The 18407-nt window shown below is 70.9% G+C and carries 18 protein-coding genes and 4 pseudogenes; 11 read left to right on the forward strand and 11 right to left on the reverse strand.

Going from position 1 to position 18407, the window contains the following annotated elements; all coding sequences use genetic code 11:
* The first annotated feature begins 123 nt into the window (after positions 1-123).
* A complete protein-coding gene (gene arsM / locus ACFV7R_RS37000; protein WP_385271885.1) occupies positions 124-930 on the forward strand; it encodes an arsenite methyltransferase in 807 nt (268 codons plus the stop codon).
* On the opposite strand, the gene ACFV7R_RS37005 is transcribed toward arsM, so the two are convergent.
* A complete protein-coding gene (locus ACFV7R_RS37005; protein WP_385271888.1) occupies positions 903-1394 on the reverse strand; it encodes a cupin domain-containing protein in 492 nt (163 codons plus the stop codon). The genes arsM and ACFV7R_RS37005 overlap by 28 nt on opposite strands.
* A gap of 151 nt (positions 1395-1545) precedes the next feature.
* Between ACFV7R_RS37005 and ACFV7R_RS37010 the strand changes: the two genes are divergently transcribed.
* The gene (locus ACFV7R_RS37010) at positions 1546-1842 is read left to right on the forward strand and encodes an antibiotic biosynthesis monooxygenase (protein WP_129803006.1); all 297 of its coding nucleotides are present in this window, start codon (positions 1546-1548) and stop codon (positions 1840-1842) included.
* Here the strand turns inward: ACFV7R_RS37010 and ACFV7R_RS37015 are convergent.
* Together ACFV7R_RS37015 and ACFV7R_RS37020 are read right to left on the reverse strand one after the other, a co-directional pair.
* A complete protein-coding gene (locus tag ACFV7R_RS37015; RefSeq protein WP_206307106.1) occupies positions 1806-2360 on the reverse strand; it encodes a hypothetical protein in 555 nt (184 codons plus the stop codon). The two genes, ACFV7R_RS37010 and ACFV7R_RS37015, sit on opposite strands and share 37 nt — an antisense overlap.
* Before the next feature lie 355 nt (positions 2361-2715).
* Positions 2716-3450 (reverse strand): annotated as a pseudogene (locus ACFV7R_RS37020) (sugar phosphate isomerase/epimerase family protein); the annotation flags it as partial.
* A 71-nt stretch (positions 3451-3521) separates the two neighbouring features.
* Between ACFV7R_RS37020 and ACFV7R_RS37025 the strand changes: the two are divergent.
* Together ACFV7R_RS37025 and ACFV7R_RS37030 are read left to right on the forward strand one after the other, a co-directional pair.
* Positions 3522-4097 (forward strand): IS607 family transposase, encoded by a 576-nt coding sequence (locus tag ACFV7R_RS37025; RefSeq protein WP_385271893.1) that lies wholly within the window; start codon positions 3522-3524, stop codon positions 4095-4097.
* Positions 4090-5733, forward strand: a complete 1644-nt coding sequence (locus ACFV7R_RS37030; RefSeq protein ID WP_385271896.1) for an IS200/IS605 family accessory protein TnpB-related protein — start codon at positions 4090-4092, stop codon at positions 5731-5733. Before ACFV7R_RS37025 ends, ACFV7R_RS37030 begins: the two co-directional genes overlap by 8 nt.
* Positions 5734-5762: 29 nt before the next feature.
* Here ACFV7R_RS37030 and ACFV7R_RS37035 read toward each other — a convergent pair.
* Positions 5763-5894: pseudogene (locus tag ACFV7R_RS37035) on the reverse strand (sugar phosphate isomerase/epimerase); the annotation flags it as partial.
* Positions 5891-6169: pseudogene (locus ACFV7R_RS37040) on the reverse strand (Gfo/Idh/MocA family oxidoreductase); the annotation flags it as partial. The pseudogenes ACFV7R_RS37040 and ACFV7R_RS37035, both read right to left, overlap by 4 nt.
* On the opposite strand from ACFV7R_RS37040, the pseudogene ACFV7R_RS37045 reads away from it, so the two are divergent.
* Positions 6144-6452 (forward strand): annotated as a pseudogene (locus tag ACFV7R_RS37045) (substrate-binding domain-containing protein); the annotation flags it as partial. The pseudogenes ACFV7R_RS37040 and ACFV7R_RS37045 sit on opposite strands and share 26 nt — an antisense overlap.
* Positions 6453-6528: 76 nt before the next feature.
* Here ACFV7R_RS37045 and ACFV7R_RS37050 read toward each other — a convergent pair.
* On the reverse strand, positions 6529-7536 hold the full coding sequence (locus ACFV7R_RS37050) for an FkbM family methyltransferase (protein ID WP_385271899.1): 1008 nt from the start codon (positions 7534-7536) through the stop codon (positions 6529-6531).
* Positions 7537-7711: 175 nt separating this feature from the next.
* A complete protein-coding gene (locus ACFV7R_RS37055; protein ID WP_385271902.1) occupies positions 7712-8275 on the reverse strand; it encodes an NAD(P)H-dependent oxidoreductase in 564 nt (187 codons plus the stop codon).
* Positions 8276-8388: 113 nt separating this feature from the next.
* On the opposite strand from ACFV7R_RS37055, the gene ACFV7R_RS37060 reads away from it, so the two are divergent.
* The 3 genes from ACFV7R_RS37060 to ACFV7R_RS37070 all read left to right on the forward strand — a co-directional run bounded on the left by ACFV7R_RS37060 (position 8389) and on the right by ACFV7R_RS37070 (position 11756).
* Positions 8389-9051 carry a TetR/AcrR family transcriptional regulator gene (locus ACFV7R_RS37060; RefSeq protein ID WP_385271905.1) on the forward strand — a complete coding sequence of 221 codons (663 nt, stop codon included), beginning with the start codon at positions 8389-8391 and terminating at the stop codon, positions 9049-9051.
* A 140-nt stretch (positions 9052-9191) separates the two neighbouring features.
* Positions 9192-10226 carry a LacI family DNA-binding transcriptional regulator gene (locus ACFV7R_RS37065; protein WP_385271908.1) on the forward strand — a complete coding sequence of 345 codons (1035 nt, stop codon included), beginning with the start codon at positions 9192-9194 and terminating at the stop codon, positions 10224-10226.
* A gap of 93 nt (positions 10227-10319) precedes the next feature.
* Positions 10320-11756 (forward strand): benzaldehyde dehydrogenase, encoded by a 1437-nt coding sequence (locus ACFV7R_RS37070; protein ID WP_385271911.1) that lies wholly within the window; start codon positions 10320-10322, stop codon positions 11754-11756.
* A gap of 19 nt (positions 11757-11775) precedes the next feature.
* Here the strand turns inward: ACFV7R_RS37070 and trxA are convergent, their stop codons facing one another.
* Positions 11776-12159, reverse strand: coding sequence for a thioredoxin (trxA, locus tag ACFV7R_RS37075; RefSeq protein WP_385271914.1), 384 nt, complete (start codon positions 12157-12159; stop codon positions 11776-11778).
* Between the two features lie 146 nt (positions 12160-12305).
* On the opposite strand from trxA, the gene ACFV7R_RS37080 reads away from it, so the two are divergent.
* On the forward strand, positions 12306-13739 hold the full coding sequence (locus tag ACFV7R_RS37080) for a dihydrolipoyl dehydrogenase family protein (RefSeq protein ID WP_385271916.1): 1434 nt from the start codon (positions 12306-12308) through the stop codon (positions 13737-13739).
* Between the two features lie 39 nt (positions 13740-13778).
* Here the strand turns inward: ACFV7R_RS37080 and ACFV7R_RS37085 are convergent, their stop codons facing one another.
* Entirely contained in the window at positions 13779-14426 is a 648-nt protein-coding gene (locus ACFV7R_RS37085) for a peptide deformylase (RefSeq protein WP_385271918.1), read from the reverse strand.
* A 132-nt stretch (positions 14427-14558) separates the two neighbouring features.
* On the opposite strand from ACFV7R_RS37085, the gene ACFV7R_RS37090 reads away from it, so the two are divergent.
* Positions 14559-15977 (forward strand): PepSY-associated TM helix domain-containing protein, encoded by a 1419-nt coding sequence (locus ACFV7R_RS37090; protein WP_385271920.1) that lies wholly within the window; start codon positions 14559-14561, stop codon positions 15975-15977.
* Positions 15978-16156: 179 nt separating this feature from the next.
* Here the strand turns inward: ACFV7R_RS37090 and ACFV7R_RS37095 are convergent, their stop codons facing one another.
* The gene (locus tag ACFV7R_RS37095; RefSeq protein WP_385271922.1) at positions 16157-16597 is read right to left on the reverse strand and encodes a MarR family winged helix-turn-helix transcriptional regulator; all 441 of its coding nucleotides are present in this window, start codon (positions 16595-16597) and stop codon (positions 16157-16159) included.
* Positions 16594-17088 (reverse strand): MarR family winged helix-turn-helix transcriptional regulator, encoded by a 495-nt coding sequence (locus tag ACFV7R_RS37100; RefSeq protein ID WP_385271924.1) that lies wholly within the window; start codon positions 17086-17088, stop codon positions 16594-16596. Before ACFV7R_RS37100 ends, ACFV7R_RS37095 begins: the two co-directional genes overlap by 4 nt.
* 132 nt (positions 17089-17220) lie before the next feature.
* Here ACFV7R_RS37100 and ACFV7R_RS37105 point away from each other — a divergent pair, with 132 nt between their 5' ends.
* Entirely contained in the window at positions 17221-18186 is a 966-nt protein-coding gene (locus ACFV7R_RS37105) for a pirin family protein (RefSeq protein WP_385271926.1), read from the forward strand.
* Positions 18187-18407: the final 221 nt, after the last annotated feature.

Below are 18407 nucleotides of genomic sequence, written 5' to 3' on the forward strand. Positions count from 1 at the left end.
GGAGGGGTGGCCGGTGCGATCCGCGACCCGACCGACTTGATTCGACGTATCTCTATGTTGACGTCTGTCGATTCAAGGTGCAGTCTTGTTTCTATGGATGTCGATCCAGTGAGGAGTGCTGCCATGACCGAGCAGACGCCCGAAGAGGTACGGGAAGCCGTCCGCGTGGGCTATGCCGCTGCCGCCGTGAAGGTGCTCGAGGGCGGTGCCGCGTCGTGCGGGCCGCGGAGCGGCGGCGACTGCTGCGGTCCGCAGGCGGTCGAGATCGACGAGGGCTTCGGGGCCGGCCGCTACGGAGCCGAGGACCGCGACGGACTCCCGGCCGAGGCGGTCGCGGCCTCCCTGGGCTGCGGCAACCCACTCGCGGTGGCGGAACTGCGCGAGGGAGAACGCGTGCTGGACCTCGGCTCCGGCGGCGGCATCGACGTGCTGCTGTCCGCGCGCCGGGTCGGGCCGCGCGGCAGGGCGTACGGGCTGGACATGACCGACGAGATGCTCGCCCTCGCCCGGGCGAACGCACAGAAGGCCCGCGCGACGAACGTGGAGTTCCTCAAGGGCACCATCGAGTCCGTGCCGCTGCCCGCGAACAGCGTCGACGTCGTCATCTCCAACTGCGTGATCAACCTGTCGGTGGACAAGCCCGCCGTCTTCGCCGAGATGTTCCGCGTTCTGGGCCCCGGCGGGCGCGTCGGCGTGACGGACGTCGTGGCCGAGGATCACCTCACCCCCGAGCAGCGCGCCGAGCGCGGCGCATACGTCGGCTGCATCGCCGGCGCCCTGTCCTTCGCCGAGTACCGGCAGGGGCTTGAGGATGCAGGGTTCACCGACGTCGAGATCACGTCGACGCATCAGGTCGCGGACGGAATGCACTCGGCGATCGTCCGTGCCGTCAAGAGTTGCCGCTATTCGCCGACGACTCGCAGGTTGTAAGTGGCTTTGAGGTCGGGAATCCAGTCGTCGAAGAAACGGATTCCGTGCGGCTCGCCGAGGTGATTCAGTTCGTCGAGGCCGACCGGCCCCTGTCGCAACCGTTCTTCGAAGTCGATGAAGAAAAGCTCGAATCCACCTGGCGTGTACAGTTCGACAATCCGCGCCGGCTCGGGCCCCGCGTTCCACATGGTGTGGGGGATTCGGCGAGGCTTCAGCACCCAGCACCCGTCTGTCGCCCTGACAACCTCGTCGTCGACCCGGACATGCATTTCCCCTTCGAGTACGTAGAGCCAGACATCGTTCTCGTGAACGTGCGGCGGGAGAAGAAGTCCGGGCTCGAACGGCTGCTCTATGATCGAGATGGCCCCGTTGGTCTCCTCGCCATAAAGCTTGATGACCACACCATCGGTGCTGTCACCCTCATCCCTGGCGATCAGCATCCTGCCCTTGATTCGTCCATGCATAGCGCACCTCGCCATTCGCGCACCGTTTCTCTTTTCATGGTCCTCCACCGGCCGCACGACCGGAAACGTCCGCAGGCACGCGCGGTGCTTTGCACCTACGGTGGTCCGAGAGGGGCCGGTGAGCCGAACCGGTCATGTGGAGGAGGCTGTGATGGAGGAGCACTTCGTCTGGGTGACGACGCGCCGCGTCCGGCCGGGCACCCTGGAGGAGTTCGAGCGGGCATGGCGCCCGCCCTCCTCCCCGCAGGGGCTGCGCCGCGCCTTCGCGTACTGGTCCGAGGACGGACAGGAGATCACCGGGGTGTCGTTCTGGGACTCCAAGGAGGCGTGCGACGCCTGGCGGGCCTCCGAGCCGGAGAAGCAGCGGCGAGAGGCCATGGCCCCCTACGTCGTCGGGGAGCGGGAAGGCTTCTACCGCGGCCGCGAACTGGCCATCCCCCAGCGGTAGTCAACAGGAACGGCCTGCGTGTCGACGCTCCGGTGGGGGAGTTCGTGCCTGTGGTGCCGGACGCCGTGGGAGCGGACCACTTCGTCCATGGCTCGGAACAGGACGAGTTCCATGGCCTCGGGCGCAGTCAGGGTGCCGCTGCCGTCGGGCGGGCGGAGCCAGCGGAGGTCTCCCCACCGGCAGTGCGGGGCAGGGGCGGCGATCCAGCCGCCTCGTGCGACATAGCGCGTGCCCTGGCCGACCCAGGTGGACACGGGGTCGGGTGGCAGAAGGAAACCGACCTGCTGTCGCCTTTCGTCCAGGAGAACAGGGCCGGGGACGAGGCGAGGAATGCCCTCGAGGCAGTCGGCGGCGCGCAGCCCGAGGCAGGCGGGGACGATCAGCACGTCCCAGAAGCGTCCGGCGGCCAGAAGGTGGACTCCGGTGCTGCCGTGCTGCCAGTCCTTCTTGCAGGCCCGGGGGTCCTGTGCGGCTGCGGCCAGCCATTCCATCGCGTTCGTCCACTGTGCCAGTGCCATGAACAAACCTCCTGCGTGGTGTCGGGCCTTGGTGCCCGGCAGACCAAAGGTTGTCTGTGTTGTCGTTGGCGCCTTGCTTCCGTAGGTGGGTGGTTCGTGTCCCTAAGTGCTACGGGGCGTACGACGGTACGGCCATATGGCTGGGGCCCTGTTCACCGGATATGGCGAGCGCCAGCGCACCGAGGGCGCAGATATATGCAGACGAGCGCCCTTGTGTGCTTCGGTGCGGCGGTTGATCACCGGGCGCGCTGCAATCCGTGCCTGTGCAGCAGGCACGCCGTGCACCGGCTCCCGTCGAGGAGCCGGTGCACGGCGTCGGTGTGTGATGGTCAGCCGTGGCGTCGAGCGCAGCGGCTCATGCCGCGAGTTCTTTGCGGATGCGGTCCAGCATGAACGCCGAGGATTCGCGGGCCCGTTCCTCCCAGGCGAAGACACAGGCCGTGGCGACGCCGTCGAAGTCCAGTTCGCGCAGGGTGCCGAAGAAGGCGTCCCAGTCCACCTCGCCCTGACCGATGTCGAGGTGCTGATGGATGCGGGCGGTGGTGCCCGGCGGGTTGAGAATGTAGCGCAGTCCGGAGGATCCCTTGTGGTTGAAGGAGTCCGCGATGTGCACGTGCTGGAGCTTGTCGCCCGCGTAGCGCATCATCGCCGCGATGTCCGCCTTCGGGTCTGCCCCGGACAGGTGAAAGGAGTGCGGGGCACAGTAGAGGTAGTTCACCCACGGCTTGTCGATGGCGCGGACCAGGTCGACCGCGGGGGAGTTCTCCTCGCAGAAGTCGTCCGGGTGCGCCTCCAGGTTGAGGGCGATGCCCTCCCGCTCGAAGACGGGCAGGAGCTCCTCCATCGAGCGCCAGAACGCCGCCTCGCTCTCGGCGGCGCGCTCGGGGCGGCCGTTGAACTCCGAGTTCATCAGCGGGCATTCGAGCTCGGTCGTGATCTCGATCATCCGCTTCCAGTAGCGGACGGCGGCCTGCCGCTCGGTCTCGTCCGGCGAGGACCACTTGTACAGGGGCAGTACGGAGGAGAGTTGCGCGCCGTGCGTGCGCAGGGAGTTCTTCAGTTGCGCGACGCGTGCGTCGTCCGCCCGGGGGCCGGAGCCGCTGGCAGTTGAGTCAACTCTAGTGCGTATTACAGCCTTTGAGTGGGCGTTATGATCACTGGATGAACCTCAAGGAATGGGCGATAGTGAACGGTGTGCACCCGCATACCGCCTATCGCTGGTTCCGTGAGGGCACTCTGCCGGTCCCCGCTGAGCGGGTCGGGCCGCGCACGATCCTGGTGAACATTGAGGCGAACTCCTCACGGTCTGTGACGGGCGGGGTGGGTTTGTACGCCCGTGTGTCGTCGCAAGATCAGAAGTCCGATCTGGAACGGCAGGTCGCCCGGTTGTCCCAGTGGGCGGCCAGGGCTGGTCATCGGGTGGTGCGGATCGAGTCCGAGATCGCCTCCGGGATGAACGGCGGGCGTACGAAGGCCAAGCGGATGCTCGCCGATCCGGACGTGACCACCGTGGTGGTGGAGCACAAGGACCGCCTCGGCCGAATGAATGTTGAGTTGATCGAGGCCGCGTTGTCTGCGACCGGGCGTCGTCTGGTCGTCCTGGATGACGGCGAAGTTGATGACGATCTCGGGCGCGACATGATCGAGATACTGACCTCGTTCTGCGCCCGCCTGTACGGCCGCCGGTCGGCGAAGAACCGTGCCCGCAAGGCGCTGGAGGCCGCCGAACATGGCTGACCTGCGCCCGATCGACACGCCGTTCGTCGCCCTCGGCCCCTCCGGTGTGGCGATACGCGACCGCCTCAAGGGCCTGACGCCCGAGGATGAGAAGGTGCTGCGCCTGGTCGGCGCGCACCTTGGATCGATCGCTTCCCGTGACCTCAAAGCGCGCTGCCGGGATGGGCTGGAGCACTCCACGGACACGTGGGCGGCCCGCAAGCGTGAGCTGACCGCCGAGTCGTCGTCCCGCTGGGCCGGGTCGATCACGAAGTCCACCCACGATCAATGGGCGCTTGCCCGGCGCGGGCAGGCAGCGCACGTCCAGTCTCTTGAGGCCGGTATCCGCACGATCGCGCATCGCCTGTCCCTGCCGGTCGGTGAGAAGGGCTCGAAGAAGACGCCCGGCGGCTACCGCTCGCACCACGAGTGGTTTCAGAAAACACGCCGCCTGCATGCACTCGAAGACCGGCTCGCCGCTGTGCGCGCCGACCGCGAGAACGGTGTCGTGCGCGTAGTGCGCGGCGGTAAGCGTCTGCTCAACACCCGCCACAACCTCGGGCAAACCCAGCTCACCGAGGCCGAGTGGCGCCAGCGGTGGGAGGCTGAGCGCTGGTTCCTCCAGGCGGACGGGGAGTCGGGGAAGCGGTACGGGAACGAGACGATCCGCGTCAGCCCCGAGGGCGAGGTGAGCATCAAGCTGCCCGCGCCGCTCGCTGAGCTGGCCAACGCCAGGCACGGCCGGTACGTCCTCGCCGCCAAGGTGTGGTTCCCGCACCGGGGCACCGAGTGGGCCGACCGCGTGGAAGCCAACCGGGCCATCGCCTACCGCATCCACTACGACACGGTGTGCGGGCGCTGGTACCTGACCGCGTCGTGGCAGATCCCGCCCGCCAAGACGATTCCGCTCCAAGCCGCGCTCGCCGACGGTGTGATCGGGGTGGACACCAACGCCGATCACCTCGCTGCATGGCGCCTGGACACCCACGGCAACCCGACCGGCCAGCCCCGCCGCTTCTCCTACGACCTGTCCGGCACCACGCAGCACCGTGACGCACAAGTACGGCATGCCCTGTCCCGGCTGCTGAATTGGGCCAAGACCTGCGGCGTCAAGGCCATCGCGGTCGAAGACCTCGACTTCCAGGCCGAGAAGACCCGCGAGAAGCACGGACGCAAGCGCCGCTTCCGCCAGTTGATCTCCGGCCTGCCCACCGGCAGGCTCCGCGGCCGGCTCACCTCGATGGCCGACCAGACCGGCATCAGCATCATCGCGGTCGACCCGGCCTACACCTCGAAGTGGGGCGTGCAGCACTGGCAGAAGCCCCTCGCCTCGAAGAACCGCACAACCACCCGTCACGATGCCGCGAGCATCGCGATCGGCAGGCGCGCCCAAGGGCACCCGATCCGGCTGGGGGTACCTCCCAGGCCCTTAAGGCACGGGGGGAGGACGGCACCGCCCCCTGCTCACCGGAGTGATGAACAGGGGCATCGGACCATCCAGGCCGACCGGTGTGCCCCTGGGCGTGAGGGAACCCGCCGCCTCGTCACGGACCGTGGCCAGGAGCCACGCGCCCGGACAGGAAGACCCCAAGGAACGCGGGCGACCAGCGCAGCCAAAACCGTTCGGGATGCGCGCAGTGCCGGGCAGTGGGTCTAAGACTCACTCCTGCTCACTGATTAGGAACGGTGCAGGAAGAACGGCATGAAGTCGTCGCGCGGTGACAACCCGATGTACTCGTAGCCGAGTTCGGCGACCGTGCGCACCATGTCGTCCATGGGAAGTGCGCGGAACATGTACGGGTCGAGGGCGATCTTCATGCCGTGCCTCCGTAGAGCGCGGGCCGGGGTTTCATGTCGACGGTGACGACCTGGCCGTCCGTCTCCAGGGAGCGCACGGCTGCGTCGGTGACGACGGTGGCGGCGTAGCCGTCCCAGGCCGACGGGCCCGTGGGCTCGGTGCCGGCCTCGACCGAGGCGATCCACTCGCGGAACTCCGTGTCGAAGGCGTCCACCAACCGGCCCTTCCAGTCCTGGGGTACGGCGGTGCTGTGCCGCCCTGTGGTACGGATGCCGACGGCGGTCCTCGCGGGCAACGACCGTTGCGCGATGGGCCTGTTGTTGGCCCTGACGCGGGCGGGTGTCGAGGTGCCGCGCGACATGTCCGTCGTCGGCTACGACGACAGCCACCTCTCCCACCTGATGCCGATCGGCCTGACCACGGTGCGTCAGGACGCGGTCCTCATGGCGGAGCACGCGGTGCGTTTTGCCGTGGAGCGCCTGGACGACGAGGAGCTGGAGCCGCGCGAGGCGGTGCTGGAGCCGAAGCTGGTGGTACGGGGGACCAGCGGGCCGGCGCCCGAGGCGGCGGCCGGCTGAGCGGTCGACGGGGCAGGTGGGCTGCCAGGTACGGCAGCCCGTCCCGGGCCCCGGCCCGTCGCGCGCACGGGCGGGGTCAGTCGGTGGCAGGGGCCGCCTTCGCGCGCATCATCACGCAGTCGAACTCGACCACCCGCCCCGTGGCCGCCTCGCGGGTCACCGGATACATGCCGGTGATCTCGAAACCCTCGGCCTCGTACGCGGCGACCGCCTCGCTCATCGGCGGGCTGCCCTCGTACAGCCGCAGCACGGCGACCTCCGACTGCAGGCCCACGAAGTCGGCGATGCGAGTGCCGGCGCCGGCGAAGACCTCCAGGTCGTAGCCCTGGGTGTCCATCTTCAGGTAGGGGCGCGGCTCCTCGATGCCGGCGAGGGCCTGCTCCATCACGCCGTCCAGCCGCCGGATCTCGATCTCTTCCGTACGGGTCGTGGCGAACCGGCGGTAGCGGTCGCGGCCGTAATCGCTGGGCGGGAGCAGCGAGTTCATGGTCTTCCAGCCGGTGTGGATGGACGTGACGGTGTCCTCGCGGCCGAGACCGCAGTGGTGGACCTGCCAGTCGGGGTCGTCCCGGGCGGCCTTGCTGAGTTTGGCGAAGGCGTCCGCGGTGGGCTCGAAGGAGACGATGCGCCCGGTGTAGCCGAGCCGGCGCAGGCGGCGGGCGTACTGCCCGGTGTTGGCGCCGACGTCGAAGACGCAGTTCACGCCGTACAGTTCGAGCATCGCGGCCACGTGCTGGGCGCACAGGTACTCGGCCGCCGCCAGCTGGATCCTGCGCTCGTCCGCGTCGGCCTGCCGGTCGAGAAGGAGCCGCGCGCCGGTGTCGCCGAGGGGGACGCCGGTCCATTCCGGGGCGGGACCGGCTGCCGTACGGGCCTTGCCGCCCAGCACGAGCCAGGTGTCCTTGCCGGCGTCCGACACCGAGTACCGGCCGTCGTCCCTGACCAGCAGATCCGCCCCCGGGCCGAGCGGGATCCGGGCCCGCCGCCCGCGCCGGGACACCACTGCGGTCCCCGGTCCGAGGTCGGTCACCTGTACGCCCAGCCGGGGCATCAACCTGAGCAGTCGTCGGTAAAGGGTCTGCATCCGCCCACCCTGGCAGAGTTGTCGTCAGGGCGTCGTGTGGTTGAACGTTTTTCGTCTTCCCGGAAGCCGGCGAGTGTCCCGAGCCGCGTCGCCGGGCCTCGTCGGACGGCCTGGGTGAGCGGCCGGCCGGCGGGAGGTGGCGGCGAGGGGGCCGGTTTCCGGCCCCCTCGGCGGGTCAGGCCGCGGCCTGCTCGCTGCCGTGGCCGTGCAGCCGGGCGATGACCTCGGTGAGCTGGGCGGCGACCTCGGTGTCGTCGGCCGGGTGGGTCTCGGCGAAGCGGGTCACGGAACCGGGGATGGAGAGCTTGACGTCCTCCAGCACCTTGCCGCCGGCGATGCCCACGGCCTTGCGGGCCTCGTCCTGCGCCCACACACCGCCGTACTGGCCGAAGGCGGTGCCGACCACGGCGACCGGCTTGCCGGTGATCGCGCCGGTGCCGTACGGGCGGGACAGCCAGTCGATGGCGTTCTTCAGGACGGCCGGGATGGTGCCGTTGTACTCGGGGGTGAAGAACAGCAGCGCATCGGCGGTGGCGGCGGCCTCGCGCAGGCGGGCGGCGGGCGCCGGGACGCTGCCCTCCACGTCGATGTCCTCGTTGTAGAAGGGGATGTCGGCCAGGCCCTCGAAGAGCTGGACGTCGGCGCCCTCGGGAGCGACCTTGACGGCCGCCTCGGCGAGCTGGCGGTTGTGCGAACCGGCGCGGAGGCTGCCGACGAGCGCGAGGATGCGTACGGACATGGGGGGCTCCAGAGGTGAATCGCGACTGAGGTATCCGGACCGAGGTCCGGTTCTGTTGTAACACCATAACCGGACCGTGGTCCAGTTTCTTCCCGGTGCTTTACCCTGTCTTCATGTCCGCCTCCCTCCCGCCCATCCCGGAGCAACAGGAACCCATCGACGCACCGCAGTTGCTCGAACTCGGCACGCCCGAAGAGGAGCCGTGCCTGCGGGCCGACGCCGCGCGCAACCGCGCACGGCTGCTGGAGGCGGCCGGCCGGCTGATCGCCGAGCACGGCGCATCCGCGGTGACGATGGAGGCGGTGGCCGCGGCCGCCGCGGTGGGAAAGGGGACGGTCTTCCGCCGCTTCGGGGACCGCGTCGGCCTGCTCACGGCACTGCTCGACCACTCCGAGAAGAAGTTCCAGGCCGCCTTCCTCAGCGGGCCCCCGCCTCTGGGGCCCGGCGCGTCGCCGGTCGAGCGGCTGCGCGCGTTCGGCTGCGCCGCGCTGCGCCGGGCGGTGGAAGAGCTGGACCTCCAGCTCGCGGCCGAACGCGGCCCCGACCGCCGGTTCACCCACCCGGCGCGGCGTCTGCTGCACGGGCACGTCGTTCTGCTGCTGCGGCAGGCGGTCCCGGACGCGGACTGCGAACTGCTCGCGCAGATCCTCATGGGATACCTCGATCCCGCGGTGATCCATCACCTGACGAAGCAGTGCGGGATGCCGTTGGAGCGGCTCGAGGCCGGGTGGATCGATCTGGTCGCCCGGCTGACGCGGACCGAACCGCCCGGCTGAGGTGCAGGGGCTGTCTGGCGGATCATGCCGCAGCCGCCGGGGGCCGGCACCCCGCCTCTGCGGCTGCAAGTTCGTTCAATGAGAGACGACGTCCCCCCGCCCGAGGCCCCGGTTGCCGCCTCTGCCAAGATGCGTTCGCAATGGTGCAGATACCGAACACTCCCGCGTCCGCGCTGCCCGCCCAGCGCTCCGTGCCCACGAGCGCCGACGTGGCCCGGCTGGCCGGCGTCTCGCGCGCGACCGTCTCCTACGTCCTGAACAACACCAGCGCCGTGCGGATCAGCGAGCCCACGCGCCGTCGCGTGCACGCGGCCGCCAAGGAACTCGGATACGTACCGCACGCGGCGGCCCGCAGTCTGCGCGCCGGGCACAGCCGGATGGTCCTCATGCCGTCCCCGGCCATCCCCGTCGGCCCGCTGTACAGCCAGTTCATCAACGAACTCCAGTGGGCCCTCAGCCGGCTCGACTACACGGTCGTCCAGCACGGCACCCTGGGCCTGCACGGCGACGACGCCGCCCGCGCCTGGGCCGAGCTGCGGCCGGTCGCCGTCCTGGTACCCGGCTCGAGCCTCGGTCCACAGGGCGTGGCGGTGCTCAAGCGCTCCGGCGCTCGCGCCGTGGTGACCCTCGGCCCCGAGGCCGTCGAGGGCGCACACGCCCTGCTCATGGACCACGCGGCCGTCGGCCAGGCCGCCGCCGCCCATCTGTACGCCGGCGGCCGGCGCCGTATCGGCGTCGTCGTCCCCGAGGAGCCCGGTCTCGAGATCTACTCGAGGCCCCGCCTCGAGGGAGCACGCCGGGCCCTGCACGGCACGGACGCCGTCCTGACCGAACTGCCCCTCGCCCACGAGGAGGAGGCCGCCGCCCGCCTCGCCGCGCGCTGGCACACCCTGGGCCTCGACGCGGTCTTCGCCTACAACGACGAATACGCGATGCTGCTGATGCGCGCCCTGCAGGACGAGGGCGTGCGCATCCCCGAGGACACGGCGGTGATCGGCGCCGACGACCTGATGCTCGGCCGGCTGCTGCGGCCCCGGCTGAGCACGGTCCACATCGAGCTGCCGTCCGGCCGGGAACTCGCCGAGCTGGTCGACCGCGCGGTACGCAACCCGGGCGCCGAGCCCGAGCGGCGCGAGGTGCTGGGGGCCGCGGTGGTGCACCGCGACTCCAGCTGACGGTTACGTACGGCCGGGCGTGTCCCGTACGGGATGACTAGCATGGTGCAGGCTCAGCCGCACGGGGCGCCGGTGACCGAACGGAGAGCCGTCATGCCGTTGCTCGACCCCGGGACCTGGCAGTTCCGCACCCTGTCGGGACCCGAGTACACCGTCGTCGAGCCGGCCACCGGCGAGCCGCTCGGCACCCTCGCCCTGGCAACCGCGCAGGACGTCTCAGCCGCCGCCGAGGCTGCCCACGACGCCCAGCGGGAGTGGGGGCGCCTTCCGTATCTCGTGCGCGCCGGAGTGCTCCGCCGGGCCGGTGACCTGTTCACCGAGCACGCCGGCGAACTGCGCGAGTGGATCGTCCGCGAGTCCGGTTCCATCCCCGGCAAGGCCGACTTCGAACTCCACGTCGCCGCCCAGGAGTGCTACGAGGCCGCCGCGCTCGCCTCCCGCCCGGCCGGTCAGGTCCTGCCCAGCGGGGCGCCCCGGCTGTCCTACACCCGGCGGGTCCCGGTGGGCGTCGTGGGCGTGATCGCCCCGTTCAACGCGCCGCTGATCCTGGCCGTCCGCTCCGTCGCACCGGCCCTCGCGCTCGGCAACGCCGTCGTCCTGAAACCGGACCCGCGCACCGCCGTGTGCGGCGGAGTCGCCCTCGCCGCGGTCCTTGCCGAGGCGGGCCTGCCCGAGGGACTGCTGCAGGTGCTGCCGGGTGGCCCGGACGCGGGACGGGCCCTGGTCGCCGATCCGCGGGTGCCGGTCATCTCCTTCACCGGCTCGACCGAGGCGGGCCGGGCGGTCGGCGAGGCCGCCGGACGCCACCTCAAGCGCGCCCACCTGGAACTGGGCGGCAACTCCGCCCTCATCGTGCTCGACGACGCCGACCTCGACACGGTGATCTCCACGGCCGCATGGGGCTCGTTCTTCCACCAGGGCCAGATCTGCATGACGACCGGCCGCCACCTGGTGCACCAGTCGCTGTACGAGGAGTACGTCGAGCGCCTCGCCGCCAGGGCGGACTCACTCGCGGTCGGCGATCCGCTCCGCGAGCAGGTGCAGCTCGGCCCGGTCATCGACGCCACCCAGCTGGCCAAGGTGCACGGCCTGGTCGAGTCGAGCACCGCCGACGGAGCCCGGCTGGCCGCGGGCGGCACGTACGAGCACCTCTTCTACCGGCCGACCGTCCTCGCCGGCGTCCACGACGACACCCCCGCCTACACGGAGGAGGTGTTCGGCCCGGTCGCGCCCGTGCGGTCCTTCAGGACCGCCGAGGAGGCGGCCGCCCTCGCCGGGCGCAGCCCGTACGGACTCTGCCTCGGCATCGTCACCCGCGACGCGGCCCGCGGCCTCGAACTGGCCGAGCGGATCCCGACCGGCATCGTCCACATCAACGACCAGACCGTGAACGACGAGGCCGTGGCGCCCTTCGGCGGGGTCGCCGCGTCCGGCACCGGCGCCCGCTTCGGCGGCGAGGCCAACCTGGAGGCCTTCACCGACGTGCGCTGGACGACGGTGCGCGGTGACGTGCCGGCGTACCCCTTCTAGGCATGACGGGATGCGTGCCCTACTGGCCGCCGCCCTGCTGCGCCTGCTGCTCGGCCACGGCCTTGCGGACCTGGTCCATGTCGAGCTTGCGGGCCTGGCCGATGACGTCGGTCAGGGCCGCCTCGGGAAGCGCACCCGGCTGCGCGAAGACCGCGACCTGGTCCCGGACGATCATCAGCGTCGGGATGGACTGGATACCGAACGCGGCGGCCAGTTCCGGCTGCGCCTCGGTGTCCACTTTGCCGAAGACCAGGTCGGGGTTGTCCTCCGCCGCCTTCTCGTAGACCGGGGCGAACTGCCGGCACGGCCCGCACCAGGACGCCCAGAAATCGATCAGGACGAATTCGTTGTCCGTGACCGTCTGGTCGAAGTTCTCCTTGGTGAGCTCCACGGTGTGGCTCATGGCGTGAATCCCTCTTCCTGGGGTGGGGGCAAAGCCGTCGGCACAACACGGCCGGACCATGACGTATTCCGTACGTACCCGCCGGGCACGTACCGGCGTGCGTACCCATGTGGTCTCACGCCACACCCACCCACCAGACTGAGCCCATGACGGAAACGGAATCCATCGCTTATGACGTCGTGGTGCTCGGTGCCGGGCCCGTGGGGGAGAACGTCGCCGACCGCACCCGCGCGGCCGGGCTGTCCACCGCGGTCGTGGAGGGCGAACTCGTCGGCGGCGAATGCTCGTACTGGGCCTGCATGCCCAGCAAGGCGCTGCTGCGCCCGGTTCTCGCCCGCGCGGACGCCCGCCGCATCCCGGGCCTGCAACAGGCGGTCCAGGGCCCCCTCGACGCGCCCGCGGTGCTCGCACACCGGGACTACTTCACCTCTCACTGGAAGGACGACGGCCAGGTCGGATGGCTCGACGGCATCGGGGCCGACCTCTACCGCGGGCACGGGCGGCTCGCCGGGCCGCGCACGGTCGTGGTGACCGGCACCGACGGGGTGCGGCACACCCTCACCGCCCGGCACGCCGTCGCCGTCTGCACCGGCAGCCGCGCCCAGCTGCCCGGGCTGCCGGGCCTCGCCGATGTCGGACCGTGGACCAGCCGGGAGGCGACGAGCTCCCAGTTCGTCCCCGGCCGGCTGATCGTCGTCGGCGGAGGTGTCGTCGCCACCGAGATGGCCACCGTCTGGCAGGCCCTCGGCTCCCAGGTGACCGTCCTGGTCCGTGGCAAGGGCCTGCTGCCCCGCATGGAGCCGTTCGCCGGTGAACTCGTCGCCGAGGCGCTCACCGAGGCGGGCGCCGACGTCCGCACCGGCACCTCCGTCACGTCGGTGACCCGCGAGAACGGCACGGTCGTCGCCGTCACCGACAGGGGCGACCGCATCGAGGCCGACGAGATCCTCTTCGCCACCGGCCGCGCCCCGCGCACCGACGACATCGGTCTCGACACGGTCGGCCTGGAACCCGGCTCCTGGCTGCCGGTCGACGACAGTCTCCGGGTGACCGGCACGGACTGGCTGTACGCGGTCGGCGACGTCAACCACCGGGCCCTCCTCACCCACCAGGGCAAGTACCAGGCCCGCATAGCGGGCGCAGCCATCGCCGCCCGCGCCTCCGGCGTGTCCGCCCTGGAAACCGAACCCTGGGGCGCGCACACCGCCACCGCCGACCACGGCGCCGTCCCGCAGGTCGTGTTCACCGACCCGGAGGCCGCGTCCGTCGGACTCTCGCTGGCGGAGGCGGAACAGGCCGGCCACCGCGTCCGCGCCGTCGACGTCGAGTTCTCCTCGGTCGCCGGAGCGGGCCTGTACGGCGACGGCTACCGCGGCCGCGCCCGGATGGTGGTCGACCTGGAGCGCGAGATCCTCCGCGGTGTCACCTTCGTCGGCCCCGGCGTCGGCGAACTCATCCACTCGGCGAGCATCGCGGTCGCCGGAGAGGTACCGGTGAGCAGGCTCTGGCATGCGGTGCCGTCGTACCCGACGGTCAGCGAGGTGTGGCTGCGGCTGCTGGAGGCATACCGGGACAACTGACGTGCTGCGGTGGCGGGAGCGTGTGACGAACGCCCGGGTTCACTCCGGGAGTTCGAAACCCAGCTCCCGCGCCGCGTCGTCCGGTGTCGGCCGCGCCCAGCGCTCCGCCACCGTCGTGTTCGACGACAGCGAGCGCAGCTCGGCCCGGTCGAGGTACAGCACGCCGTCCAGATGGTCCGTCTCGTGCTGCACGATCCGCGCGGGCCAGCCCTCGAACAGCTCGTCCACCGCGCGGCCGTGCTCGTCCGCGCCCGTCAGCCGCACCTGAGCGTGCCGGGCCACCACCGCCTGCCAGCCCGGCACGCTCAGACAGCCCTCGAAGAACGCGGCCCGCCCGGCGCCGACGGGCTCGTACGACGGATTCACCAGCACCCGGAACGGCTGTGGCACCCGCCCCCGCGCCAGCCGCACCTCCTCCGGCACCGGCGCCGGGTCCTCGATCACCGCGATCCGCAGCGGCACGCCCACCTGCGGCGCCGCGAGGCCGACACCCGGAGCGGCGTGCATCGTACGGCGCAGGGCCTCGACGAACCGGGCCAGCAGCGCGGGTTCCAGCTGGCCGTCGAACAGCTCGGCGCCACGCCGCAGTACGGGATCGCCGGCCATGACGATGGGCAACGGACCGTCCACGGCGAGGAGTTGCTCGACCTGCTCGGCGAGTGGCAGGCGATCACGGGGGGCAGCCATGCTGCCAGCATGCCATGACGCCCCGTCATGTGACGCAGGCCACTTGATCCTCCGGGAACTCGACGGCTCCGCAGCCCGACTCATGCACCACCTGGCTGAAAATCGTCCCCACTCCCCGGAGAACACCCACCGATGACCATCATCTCCTCGTCCGACACGGACGAGGCTCCGCAGTCGGCCGAGTCGGCGCCGTCCCCCGGCAGATGGGCGCCCCTGCGCCCGCTGATCCTGCGACTGCACTTCTACGCCGGTCTGTTCGTCGCGCCGTTCCTCCTCGTCGCGGCCACCACCGGCTTCCTGTACGCCGGCTCCTTCCAGGCCGAGAAGATCCTGTACGCCGACGAGATGACCGTCCCCGACGTCGGCGACACCAGGCTTCCGATATCCGAGCAGGTCGAGGCCGCGCGTGCGGCCCACCCCGAGGGCACGGTCTCGGCGGTGCGGCCCTCTCCGGAGGCCGACGTGACCACGCGCGTCCTGCTGTCCGGCGTGCCGGGTGTCCACGCGGACCACACACTCGCCGTGTTCGTCGACCCGTACACCGCCGAGGTGCGCGGGTCCCTGGAGCAGTACGGCTCCACGGGGGCGCTGCCGCTGCGCACCTGGATCGACGAGTTCCACCGCGACCTCCACCTGGGCGAGACCGGCCGCCTGTACAGCGAGCTCGCCGCGAGCTGGCTGTGGGTGATCGCGGCCGGCGGCCTGGTGCTGTGGTTCTCCCGCCGCCGCGCCCTGCGCAAGGTGCGCGGCACCAGTGGGCGGCGCCGCACACTGGGCCTGCACGGCACCGTCGGCGTCTGGGCCGCCGTCGGGTTCTTCTTCCTGTCGGCGACCGGCCTGACCTGGTCGCAGTACGCCGGAGCGAACATCGACGAACTGCGCACCTCCCTCGGCCACGCCACCCCGTCGGTCTCGGCGACGTCGGGCGGCGACCACGGGGGTCATGGCGCGGCGGCGGGCTCCGGGGGGACCGCCGAACACGGTGTCGGCCTCGACAAGGTGCTGGCCGCCGCCCGGGCCGAGGGCCTGGGCGACCCGGTGGAGATCGTCCCGCCCGCCGACGCGAGCTCGGCGTACGTGGTCAAGCAGGTGCAGCGCAGCTGGCCCGAGAAGCAGGACTCGGTCGCCATCGACCCGGCCACCGGTGAGGTCACCGACGTGCTGCGGTTCGCCGACTACCCGGTGCTCGCGAAGCTGACCCGCTGGGGCATCGACCTGCACACCGGCGTGCTGTTCGGACTCGTCAACCAGATCGCCCTGATGCTCCTGGCGCTGTCCCTGATCCTGCTGATCGTGCTGGGCTACCGCATGTGGTGGCAGCGCGGCCGCGGTTCCGCCTTCGGCCGGCCCATCCCGCGGGGCGCCTGGGCCCAGGTGCCGCCGCAGATCCTCGTCCCGCTGCTGGCCGTGGTCGCCGTCGTCGGCTACTTCGTTCCGCTGCTCGGTATCCCGCTGGCCGCGTTCCTCGTCGTGGACGTGATCCTCGGCGAGATCGCACACCGGCGGGGGCGGCGGACGTACGGCAGCCGCAGCGGGACCGCCGCCCGGTAGGCCCGCGCCGGGACGGACGGCGGGCCCGGCCTCTCTCGGGGGGAGGCCGGGCCCGCATCGATGTGGGCCTCGGCGCGGCGCGGTCGGACCGAGTGGGAGCAGGCGCGCGCCGGCAGCAGCCGCGGTCCGGTCTGCTCCGGCACCTCCTCGGTCCACTGCTTGCTTTCTGGGATGCCTGCCTACTTCGTCATGGCGGCCAGCTCCGCGTCGGCCCGCTCCGTGACCAGGGCCAGCACCCGGCCGGCCACCGCCAGGTCCTCCGCCGGGATCCCGGCGTAGATTCGGGCGGAGATCTCCCCGGTCTCGGCGGCGGTCGTTTCGTACACCTTCCGTCCCGCGTCCGTGATCCGCAGCTGGGTCGCCGCCGGTTCGAGCAGCCCCTTGGCGATGAGTTCGTCGACGACGCCGTGCACGTCGGCCGGGTCGGCCTTCAGTGACCCGACGACCTGGGCGACCAGGGCGTCGCGCTCGACCGGGGCCTCGGCGACAGCGACCAGCCGGAGGGTCACCGACTGCTGGAAGGTGGCGCCGTGGCGGGCGAGCACGGTCTCGAGGACGGCGCGACCGGCGTAGTGGGCCAGGCCTATGACTCGGCCGTTGACGGTGGGTGTGGTGGTCATGACTGCTCCTGCTGGTGCTCGTCGTGGTCGATGGACGGATCAAGCGGTGCGTCGAGCAAGGTGGCGAGATCGCGCGTGAACTCCCGGGCGCGTGGGCCGTCGAGACCGCCGAGCGGTTCCAGAAGCTGTCCCAACAGTCGGTGTACGACGGTGATGGCCCGGCGTGTGACGTCCTGGCCCTGGTCGGTGAGCGCCAACTGGACGGCGCGCGGGTCCCGCGGATCGCGGGTGCGCTCCAGCAGGCCGGCGGTCTCCAGGGCGCGGGCGAGCTTCGACACGTAGAGCGGTTCGAGCCCGGTGTGGTCGGCGAGGCGTCGCTGGCTGGGTCGCAGTCCGGAGTGCTGCATGCCGTACAGCGACGCGACCAGCGAGTACTGCGCATGGGTCAGCCCGAGCGGCGCGACTGCCCGGTCGACCGCCACGCGCCACTTCATGGACAGCCGCCAGACCAGGAAACCGGGCGTCGGGCCGCCCTCGGGTGCCTCACTCATGACAGATACAGTACATGGCTACTATGTCCATGGCTACTATTTTCTCGCGTTGAGGTGAAGCCACCGACGCCGCCCGGCGGACGGCGCCGTAACCGACTGACGGGAGGTCCCCGGCGGGACTAGGTTGTCGCCATGAGCAATCTTGATCGCGAGGCGGTTCCCGCCGTGTGCGGCGGCCGTGGATTCGTGGTGGCCGAGCCCGTACGCGAACTCCTCAGCCCCCGCCGCGTCAAGCTCGGCGAGTCCAGCGCAGTCCGCCGACTGCTGCCCAACCTGGGCCGCCGCATGGTCGGCGCCTGGTGCTTCGTCGACCACTACGGCCCCGACGACATCGCGGACGAGCCCGGCATGCAGGTGCCGCCCCATCCGCACATGGGACTGCAGACGGTGAGCTGGCTGCACGAGGGCGAGGTGCTGCACCGCGACTCCACCGGCAGCCTCCGGACGATCCGCCCGCGCGAACTGGGGCTCATGACCTCCGGCCGGGCGATCAGCCACTCCGAGGAGAGTCCGAAGTCCCACGCCCGCTTCCTGCACGGCGCCCAGCTCTGGGTCGCGCTGCCGGACGGCCACCGCCACACCGACCCCCGCTTCGAGCACCACGCCGACCTGCCGGTCGTCACGGCACCGGGCCTGCAGGCCACCCTCATCCTCGGCGACCTCGACGGCGCCACCTCACCCGGCACGACGTACACCCCCATCGTCGGCGCCGACCTCGCCCTGGCCCGCGGCACGGACGTACGCCTGCCGCTGGAGCCGGACTTCGAGTACGCCGTCCTGTCCATGTCCGGCGAGGCCCACGTGGACGGGGTGCCGGTGCTGCCGGGCTCGATGCTCTACCTCGGCTGCGGACGCAGCGAACTGCCTCTGCGCGCCGAGTCGGACGCGGGGCTGATGCTCCTGGGCGGTGAGCCGTTCGAGGAGGAGCTCATCATGTTCTGGAACTGGATCGGGCGGACGCAGGAAGAGATCGTGCAGGCCCGTCGGGACTGGATGGAAGGGACACGGTTCGGGGAGGTGAAGGGGTACGACGGCGCTCCGCTGCCGGCTCCCGAGCTGCCGCCGACACCGCTGAAGCCACGGGGAAGGGTCCGCTGACTTGCGAAAACGGCTGATTGGTCGGTGACATTAGGCAACTCGCTGTTGTGCGTTGCCTCCCGCATTTCCATCGCGTGTGCGAGGGCGGCTGGGTGTGCTGCAAGCCCGATGCGCGGTGCTGTGCCATTCCACCTGGCCGGCGAGCTCAGCCGAGCGATGACCAGCGAGGAGCCGGTCCGCCGGACGTCACCTCGCCGCGGGGCACACCTGGGACACGGCGG

This window comes from Streptomyces sp. NPDC059866, assembly GCF_042731325.1.
In the GTDB taxonomy this organism is placed as follows: Bacteria; Actinomycetota; Actinomycetes; order Streptomycetales; family Streptomycetaceae; genus Streptomyces; species Streptomyces flavusporus.